This window comes from Bradyrhizobium sp. SZCCT0148, from assembly GCF_018129985.1.
GTDB classification, from domain to species: Bacteria; Pseudomonadota; Alphaproteobacteria; order Rhizobiales; family Xanthobacteraceae; genus Bradyrhizobium; species Bradyrhizobium japonicum_H.
This window is the reverse complement of the sequence record NZ_JAFCKT010000013.1, coordinates 156488-164821: the sequence shown is the minus strand read 5'-3', so window position 1 is coordinate 164821 and position 8334 is coordinate 156488. Positions and strand designations below refer to the sequence as shown.

Below are 8334 nucleotides of genomic sequence, written 5' to 3'. Positions count from 1 at the left end.
CGATGCGATCTGCGTCCACCGCCGCCCGGCCCGCGTTCGGACGATCGCGATACGCCCCTCTTCCTTGGGCCGGGTTGAGGCGACACATACGCCGTTTCCGAAATTCGGTAAAGTGGAATATTTTGGGCGACGCGGATTGACCAACCAATTGGGTGTTTTGCCTGTCGGGCAACGCAAGGATGGTAGCCACCCTCGTCATTCCCGGCGCGACGGAGTCGCTAGCCCGGAATCCATTTCGCAGCGCTTGAGGCGGGCCGATAAATCCTGGCTCGAGGCTGTACATCGCCCCGGACTGACGGCGGCGGTGTTGATTTGCCTCCGGAGACCTCACGTTGGTATGGTTCCTGCAAGCACTTCAGCTTCCATCCCCTGACAGAACGAGACAATGCAGAGCTCAAGACCCGACCGGATTCGCAAACTCCTCGCCGACCTCGTCGGCTTCGATACCGTCAGCGACCGCACCAATCTGCCCCTGATTGCCCATATCGAAAGCTACCTCGCCGCGCTGGGCGTCAAGAGCGAGCGTATCACCGATGCGACCGGCCAGAAGGCCTCGCTGTGGGTCACGATCGGCCCCGCGGACCGTCCGGGCCTGGTGCTGTCGGGCCATACCGACGTTGTGCCTGTGGTGGGTCAGGAGTGGAGCCACGATCCGTTCAAGCTGGTCGAGCGCGACGGCAAGCTCTACGGCCGCGGCACCACCGACATGAAGGGCTTCGTCGCGGTGTGCCTTGCCATGGTGCCGGAGATGGTGGAGGCCAAGCTCACGACGCCGATCCATCTGGCGATTTCGTACGATGAGGAAATCGGCTGCGTCGGCGTGCGGCCGATGCTCGGCGAGGTCGCCAAGAAGAGGGTCAAGCCACTCGGCGCCTTCATCGGCGAGCCGACCGAGATGAAGGTCATCATTGGCCACAAGGGCAAGCACGGCGTGCGCGCGACATTCCATGGCCTCGCCAAACACTCATCGATCGCGCCCGAGGGCGTCAACGCGATCGAATACGCCGCCGAGCTGATCGTCGAGATCCGCCGCCGCGCCGTGAAGCTTGCCAGCGAAGCCGAGCGCAACAGCCTCTATGACGTGCCGCATTCGACACTGCTCACCAGCATCGTGCATGGCGGCGCGGCGCTGAACATCGTGCCCGACACCTGCATGGTGGATTTCGAATGCCGCGGCATCGGCATCACCGAGTCGCGCGAGGTGACGGATGCGATTGTCGCCTGGGCCAAGGCCGAGCTCGAGCCGGCGATGAAGGCGCAGCATCCCGACTGCGGCATCGATTTCGAGGAGATCCTCGACTACCCCGCCCTCGACACCGCCGCCGATGCCGCGATCGTCACGCTCGCCAAGAGCCTCGCGGGCCGCAACGACCACGCCAAGGTCGCGTTCGGCACCGAGGCGAGCCTGTTTGCCAGCATGGCCGATGTGCCGTCGGTGGTGATCGGCCCCGGATCGATCGCGCAGGCGCACACGCCGGACGAGTTCGTGGAGATGGCGGAGCTGGAGAAGTGCGCGGGCTTCGTGGAGAAGCTGATCGCGCATTGTGTGAAGGGTTAGATGGCGTTCGCGGTTGGCTGAGTCCCGGCTCTGCGCAGCAACGCTTCGCGTTGCAGCGCGTCCGGGACACGAGAGAGGTGCACCAAAGCAAAAAGGCGCGGCCATCGCCGCGCCTTCACTAATCCTAAACCGCTCCCGCCTTCTGCGCGTACTCCCACGACGCCTTCGACAGCGGCACGGTGCGCTTGGCTGACTCCAGCGCCTTGGCGTTGGCGGCGGTGCCGTCGCGGACGCGGCCGGCGATGCCTTGGGTGATGCCGGCGAGGCGGAACAGATTGTAGGCGAAGTACCAGTTGAGATCCGGCACCGTCATCTTGGTGACGTTGCAATAGATCTGCGCGGCTTCTTCCAGGCTCGGGATGTTGAGCGCCTTGAGGTCGGCGCCTTCGAGACCCGGCATGATCCACTGCATCAGCAGATAGGTGAAGTCGGCCATGGGATCGCCGAGCGTCGACAGCTCCCAGTCCAGCACCGCCTGCACGCGCGGTTCCGTTGCGTGGAAAATCATGTTGTCGAGGCGATAGTCGCCGTGCACCACGGAGACACGGGCCTGCTCCGGCACCGTGCGCGGCAGCCATTCGGCGACCTTCTCGAACTCGGGAATGTGCTGCGTCTCCGAAGCCCGATACTGCTTGGTCCAGCGGTCGATCTGGCGCGCGAAATAATTGCCGGGCTTGCCGAACTCGCCGAGGCCGATCGCCGCGGGATCGTACATGTGGAGTTTCGCCAGCGTCTCGATCTTGCTGGTGAAGATCTTGCGGCGATCTTCCGGAGCCTGGCTCGGCAGCGTCGGATCCCAGAACACCCGGCCCTCCTCCATCGACATGATGTAGAAGGCGGCGCCGATGACACCATCGTCCTGGCACAGCGCATAGGCGTGCGCGACCGGGAAACCCTGCTTGCCGAGCGCTGCGATCACGCGATATTCGCGATCGACCGCATGCGCCGAGGGCAGCAGTTTGCCGAACGGCTTCCTGCGCATAACGTAGGAGCGCGTCGGCGTGTTCAGCCGGTAGGTCGGGTTGGACTGGCCGCCCTTGAACTGGAGCACGACCAGCGGCCCCTCGAAGCCTTCGACATTGTCGCGCATCCAGGCTTCGAGCCGCATCTCGTCGATACGATGCCGTTCCTCGACCGGCTTGGTGCCGGAGAACTCTTCGTCTTTCCTGACGCCGTCAGCCACGATGACGCTCCCTCTTCAGTCCTGACCATTTACGGTCGAAGCATGATCCTAATCGGTAACCGCTGACGCACTTGCGTCAAGCGGTCATTCCGAATGTGGACCATGCCCCTGTCGTTTCTTCACGTCGGGAGCGCCGCTGGGCTCTCCCTCGTGTCAGTGATTGGGAGAGTTGGCATACTTCCGAACCTCGAGCCTGGCAATGGCGCGATTGTGCACCTCGTCCGGACCGTCGGCGAGCCGCAGCGTGCGAATGCCGGCGTAGTCCTTGGCAAGGCCTGCCTCGTCCGACACGCCCGCGCCGCCGAAGGCCTGGATCGCCTCGTCGATGATCTTCAGCGCCATGTTTGGCGCCGCGACCTTGATCATGGCGATCTCGGCCTGCGCGGTCTTGTTGCCGACCTTGTCCATCATGTCGGCGGCCTTGAGGCAGAGCAGACGCGTCATCTCGATGTTGGTGCGGGCCTCGCCGATGCGCTGCTCCCACACGCTATGTTCGACGATCTTCTTGCCGAAGGCGGTGCGTGACATCAGGCGCTTGACCATCTTCTCCAGCGCTTCCTCGGCCTTGCCGATGGTGCGCATGCAGTGATGGATGCGGCCGGGACCGAGGCGGCCCTGCGCGATCTCGAAGCCGCGGCCCTCCCCTAACAGGATGTTTTCCTTGGGCACGCGCACGTTCTCGAGCAGCACCTGGGCGTGGCCGTGCGGCGCGTCGTCGAAGCCGAACACCGGCAGCATCTTCTCGACCTTGATGCCGGGGGTGTCGAGCGGAACCAGGATTTGCGACTGCTGCTGGTGCTTGGCCGCGTTGAAATCGGTCTTGCCCATCAGGATCGCGATCTTGCAGCGGGGATCGCCGACGCCGGACGACCACCATTTGCGGCCGTTGATGACGTAGTGATCGCCGTCGCGCTCGATGCGGGTCTCGATATTGGTGGCGTCCGACGAGGCCACCGCGGGTTCCGTCATCAGGAAGGCCGAGCGGATCTCGCCGTCCATCAGCGGCCGCAGCCATTTGCGCTTCTGCTCTTTGGTGGCATAGCGCATGAACACTTCCATGTTGCCGGTGTCGGGCGCGGAGCAGTTGAAGACCTCCGAGGCCCAGGAGATGTGGCCCATCTGCTCCGACAGCAGCGCGTATTCGAGATTGGTCAGTCCCGCACCGCGGAATTCATCGTCCTCATGCTCGTTCGGCGGCATGAACATGTTCCAGAGGCCTTCGGCTTTCGCCTTCTTCTTGAGGTCTTCCAGGATGGGGATGACCTTCCAGCGATCGCCGGCCTTGTCCTGCTCGTTATAAATCGGCACCGCCGGACGCACGTGCTTGGTCATGAACGACTGCACGCGGTCGAGCCATTCCTTCTGCTTGGGGGACAGATCGAAATCCATGGGACGCTCCTCGTTTCTCTCTTGCGAAGCTGTCTGCTTCAGCAACCTGTTTTGCGCCGGACTGTCATCCCGTCGCGCGCAGCCCGCAAGCGTGCTCGCGGACAGCTCGGAACCGGTTTCGCGAGTTGCGAGCGAGTCCCGATTGCGGATTGACATCTCCGACCTTCAAACGATAGTTTCATACAACTGTTTGAATTGCAACTCCCTCCCCTCAGGGACATCCATGGCCAGCGATCATACGAGGTCTGCCATTCTCGCCGCCGCCGAACGGCTCTATGCCGATCGCGGCTTCGGCGACGTGACGCTGCGCGACATCGTCGCGGAGGCCGGAGTCAACCTTGCCGCGGTGAACTATCATTTCGGCTCGAAGGATGAACTGATCGCAGAGTTATTCGTCACCCGCTCGATCGCCACCAACCGCGAGCGCCTGCGGGAATTGAAGGCGGCGGAGGAAGAAGGCGGCGGTCGCGCGCCGATCGAGGTTATCCTGCACGCCCTCGTCGGGCCGACCTTGCGCGGCTGCCTTGGCCCCGAGAACCAGCGCTCGACCGCGGCGCGCTTCATGATCCGCGCCTCGATCGAATCCGTGCCGCCGATCCGCCGCATCAAGAACCGCGAGATCGACCATTTGCGCAAATTCGCAGGCGCGATGCGCCGCGCCCTGCCCGACCGCAGCGACGTGGATATCTACTGGGGCTTGAACTTCGCGCTCGCGATGGCGCACCACACCATCCGCGAAAGCGAGCGGCTGACGAAGCTGTCGGAAGGCAAATGCGATCTCGACGACGTCGAGGACGTCGTCGCGCGCGTCGTCAACGTCGCGACGATGGCACTGACGGCGGGGCGGAGTGAGGCAAAGGCGCCGGCGAAAGTGGCGGCGCGGTAGTCCCGCACGTCATTGCGATGCAATCGATCTCGACGTCGAAGGGGCCGAACCATTCCGGCGTGCAGACGAAGATCCGCGCCGGCGGGTCTTTCGGGAAATGGCGCGCATAGACGGCGTTGAACACGGCGAAATGCTTCGCCGAGGTGCAGTAGACATTGCACTTCATGACATTGTCGAGGCTCGCGCCGGCCGTCTCGAGGCACAGCTTCATCTGCTCCATGACGATCTCGCTCTGCCGCTCGATCGGCATTTGCGCGATTTCGCCCGTCTCCGGGTCGAACGGCGGCAGGCCTGAAACGAAGATCATGTTGCCGGCGCGCGTCACCGGCGAGACCGGCGCGTTGCGACGGTCGAGAAAGGACGAGATCGGCTCGACGCGAAGCGCTTCGCGTTTCATGGGCGGCCACCTTCGGTGCGAACGAGACTGATGCCTCACTACATTGGTCTGCAGCCGGCATGCTTCGCTTTGAACCGAAGTGTGGTTGTGGCCGCGGGCTCAGGCCCGCTGCGGCATCTCCTCGGCCTCTTCCTTGGCGAGCAGCAGCAGCATCTCGATGCCCATGTCGCCTTCCTGCGGCGAGCGGATGAACTTTATTTCGTCCGAACTTTGCCGCAGCGCGGCAATGATGGCGACGGCTTGATTGGCCGTAGCCGCCTCGGTCGCCAGAACTGCCTTCTGGTCCTTGGCCTGAAACCCGATCGTGTAGGACATGCACTTCCCTCCCGACATTCGCGGAGAGATCGAATCAGAGTCGGGCGCGAAGCGGAAGCCTGTGCGACTACGGACCGGGATTATCTGGGGATGGCGCGCAAGCCTCAGGCAAGCACCAGCATCGCACGCGCGTCCGCCGCCGTCGCAACCGACGCGCCGAGGCTCTTGAGGATGCCGGCGGCATGGGCGACCAGCTCGGCATTGGTCTTCGCCAGCACGCCCTTGGACATATAGAGATTGTCCTCCATGCCGACGCGGACATGGCCGCCGAGCAAAAAGGCCTGCGCCACCATCGGGAATTCGGCGCGGCCGATGCCGAAGCCGGACCAGATCGCGCCCGGCGGCAGCAGGCTGCGGGCATAGAACATCGTCTCCGGCGTCGCCGAGAAACCGTATTTCACGCCGAGCACGAGCGAGAACAGGCCCGGCCCCGTCAGCGTGCCGTCCGCGAACAGGTCGCGCGCCAGGTGACAATCGCCGGAATCGAACAGCTCGATTTCAGGCAGCACCCCAGCGGCCTTCATCCGTTCGGCCATGATGCGGACATTGCGGGGGGTGTTGATCACGACCTCGCCGCCGGAATTCATGGTGTTGAGATCCAGCGTGCAGATGTCGGGCTTGAGCAGCTCGATGTGCTCGACGCGCTTCTCAGGCTGCAACAGCGTGGTGCCGGGACCGGCGACACGCGGATCCTCGACCGACGGCACGAAGCGGCCGCCAGGGCCGGTCGTGAGGTTGATGACGAGGCTCTTGTTGCGGGCGCGGATCAACTCGACCACCTCGCGGTAAAGGGCGATCTCCATCGACGGCCGCCCGGTGGCGGGATCGCGCACATGGATGTGGGCGATGGCCGCGCCGGCCTCGGCGGCTTCCAGCGCGGAGGTCGCGATCTGCTCGGGCGTGATCGGGAGGTATGGCGACTGCTCGGGCTTGGTGAGATTGCCGGTGATGGCGCAGGTGATGATGGTTTTGCCGGCCATGATGGGTCGCCCTCATTTGTCGAAATCAGTACGAGTGTCGGCCGCCTCTTCCTTCTCTCCGTGTGGGAGAAGGTGGCGCGAAGCGCCGGATGAGGGGTCCTCTCCGCAAGTTCAAACAGGCGTGTCTCTCGAGGCGAGAACCCCTCAGCCGTCTCGCCGCTATTGCGGCGAGCCACCCTCTCCCACAAGGGGAGAGGGGAAGAAGCACGCCGCTTCGTCGAAATCAGATGATCCCCTGCGTCTTCAAATCCTCGATCTTGCCCGCATCATAGCCGAGCTTGCCGCCGAGGACCTCCTGCGTGTGCTCGCCGAGCAGCGGCGGGGCGCGATATTCGGTGATCGGGGTGCCCGAGAGCGTCAGCGCGTTGCGGATCAGGGACAGCTCGGGCTCGAACTTGTGCTGCGTCTTCACCCGCATGCCGCGCGACTGGACGTGGGGATCGGCAAACACCTGCTCGAAATTGTTGATCGGGCCTGAGGGCACGCCGGCCTCCTCCAGCTTCTCCAGCCAATAGGATACCTTCTGCTTCAGGAACAGGCCGGCGAAGATCGCCATGATCTCCTTGCCGTGTACGACGCGATCGTTGTTCTTGATGAAGCGCGGGTCGCTCGCGAGTTCCGGCGCGCCGAGTACCGCACAGGTCTTTCGGAACTGGCCGTCATTGCCGACCACCAGCATCAGTTCGCCGTCGGTGCAACGGAACACGCCGGCCGGCATGCCGCCATTGCCCCAGGTGCCGCGCCGCGGCGGCGTCTTGCCGTTGACGAGATAGATCTGCAGCCAGTGCGACAGCGACGCGATCACGGTATCGAACAGGCAGACGTCGATCTGCTGGCCCTCGCCGCCATTGGCGTCGCGATGGTAGAGCGCGGAGAGAATGCCGATCGAGGTGTTCATGCCGGTCATGTAGTCGACGATCGACGGGCCGACCTTCATCGGGCCCTCGCCCGGCTCGCCGTCCATATGACCGGTGACGCTCATCAGGCCGCCCATCGCCTGCAGGATGGCGTCGTAGCCGGCACGGGGTGCGTAGGGGCCGGTCTGGCCGAAACCGGTCACCGAGCAATAGATGATGCCGGGGTTGATCGCCTTGATGGCCTCGTAGTCGAGGCCGTAGCGCTTGAGGTCGCCGACCTTGTAGTTCTCCATGAAGACGTCGACGTCCTTGGCGAGCTCGCGGACGATCGCCTGCCCCTCGGGCTTGGCGATGTTGACGGTGACGGACTTCTTGTTGCGGTTGGCGCAGAGGTAGAAGGAATTGTTGTTGTTGGCCTTGCCCTCGGGGTCGGTGAGGTAAGGCGGCCCGAAGGCGCGCGCGTCGTCGCCGGTGCCCGGCCGTTCGATCTTGATCACCTCCGCGCCGAGATCGCCCAGCATCTGGGCCGACAGGGGTCCGGCAAGCACGCGGGTGAGGTCAAGGATCTTGATGCCTGAGAGCGGCAGGGCCGACATGTCGATTTCCTCCGGGGAACTGATCATCTTAGAACTGATTTTGGCGCGGCAGCTCCAAGCTGGCCGCGCTCCCCAGCGGATACACTATTTTGGCGCCTTGAGCACTGCATTGGCGACATACGGCCATCCCCGGCTCCGGGCCGCTTATTGCGCGCAACTTTCCGCGCCGCGAA

General features: G+C 63.9%; 7 protein-coding genes and 2 pseudogenes. 2 read left to right on the top strand and 7 right to left on the bottom strand.

Annotated features, from left to right (window positions below; translation table 11 throughout):
• A pseudogene (locus JQ580_RS28355) lies at window positions 1–190 on the bottom strand (hypothetical protein); the annotation flags it as partial.
• A 195-nt stretch (window positions 191–385) separates the two neighbouring features.
• On the opposite strand from JQ580_RS28355, the gene argE reads away from it, so the two are divergent.
• The gene (gene argE, locus JQ580_RS28350) at window positions 386–1558 is read left to right on the top strand and encodes an acetylornithine deacetylase (protein WP_212283792.1); all 1173 of its coding nucleotides are present in this window, start codon (window positions 386–388) and stop codon (window positions 1556–1558) included.
• A 124-nt stretch (window positions 1559–1682) separates the two neighbouring features.
• On the opposite strand, the gene JQ580_RS28345 is transcribed toward argE, so the two are convergent.
• Both JQ580_RS28345 and JQ580_RS28340 read right to left on the bottom strand, forming a co-directional pair.
• A complete protein-coding gene (locus JQ580_RS28345; protein WP_212283790.1) occupies window positions 1683–2741 on the bottom strand; it encodes a phosphotransferase family protein in 1059 nt (352 codons plus the stop codon).
• Window positions 2742–2894: 153 nt separating this feature from the next.
• On the bottom strand, window positions 2895–4130 hold the full coding sequence (locus tag JQ580_RS28340) for an acyl-CoA dehydrogenase family protein (protein ID WP_212283789.1): 1236 nt from the start codon (window positions 4128–4130) through the stop codon (window positions 2895–2897).
• A 223-nt stretch (window positions 4131–4353) separates the two neighbouring features.
• On the opposite strand from JQ580_RS28340, the gene JQ580_RS28335 reads away from it, so the two are divergent.
• On the top strand, window positions 4354–5016 hold the full coding sequence (locus JQ580_RS28335; RefSeq protein WP_212283787.1) for a TetR/AcrR family transcriptional regulator: 663 nt from the start codon (window positions 4354–4356) through the stop codon (window positions 5014–5016).
• Between the two features lie 10 nt (window positions 5017–5026).
• On the opposite strand, the pseudogene JQ580_RS28330 reads toward JQ580_RS28335, so the two are convergent.
• The 4 genes and pseudogenes from JQ580_RS28330 to JQ580_RS28315 all read right to left on the bottom strand — a co-directional run.
• Window positions 5027–5413: pseudogene (locus tag JQ580_RS28330) on the bottom strand (RidA family protein); the annotation flags it as partial.
• Between the two features lie 99 nt (window positions 5414–5512).
• Window positions 5513–5728: a hypothetical protein gene (locus JQ580_RS28325; protein WP_094895426.1), complete on the bottom strand. Its 216-nt coding sequence runs from the start codon at window positions 5726–5728 to the stop codon at window positions 5513–5515.
• Window positions 5729–5832: 104 nt separating this feature from the next.
• A complete protein-coding gene (locus JQ580_RS28320) occupies window positions 5833–6708 on the bottom strand; it encodes a beta-keto acid cleavage family enzyme (RefSeq protein WP_212283785.1) in 876 nt (291 codons plus the stop codon).
• Window positions 6709–6931: 223 nt separating this feature from the next.
• Window positions 6932–8161: a CaiB/BaiF CoA transferase family protein gene (locus tag JQ580_RS28315; RefSeq protein WP_212283783.1), complete on the bottom strand. Its 1230-nt coding sequence runs from the start codon at window positions 8159–8161 to the stop codon at window positions 6932–6934.
• Between the last annotated feature and the right edge of the window lie 173 nt (window positions 8162–8334).

Coding starts and splice junctions, on each gene's coding strand:
- argE (WP_212283792.1), top strand. CDS start 386: ATGCAGAGCTCAAGACCCGACCGGATTCGCAAACTCCTCGCCGACCTC.
- JQ580_RS28340 (WP_212283789.1), bottom strand. CDS start 4,130: ATGGATTTCGATCTGTCCCCCAAGCAGAAGGAATGGCTCGACCGCGTG.
- JQ580_RS28335 (WP_212283787.1), top strand. CDS start 4,354: ATGGCCAGCGATCATACGAGGTCTGCCATTCTCGCCGCCGCCGAACGG.
- JQ580_RS28325 (WP_094895426.1), bottom strand. CDS start 5,728: ATGTCCTACACGATCGGGTTTCAGGCCAAGGACCAGAAGGCAGTTCTG.
- JQ580_RS28320 (WP_212283785.1), bottom strand. CDS start 6,708: ATGGCCGGCAAAACCATCATCACCTGCGCCATCACCGGCAATCTCACC.
- JQ580_RS28315 (WP_212283783.1), bottom strand. CDS start 8,161: ATGTCGGCCCTGCCGCTCTCAGGCATCAAGATCCTTGACCTCACCCGC.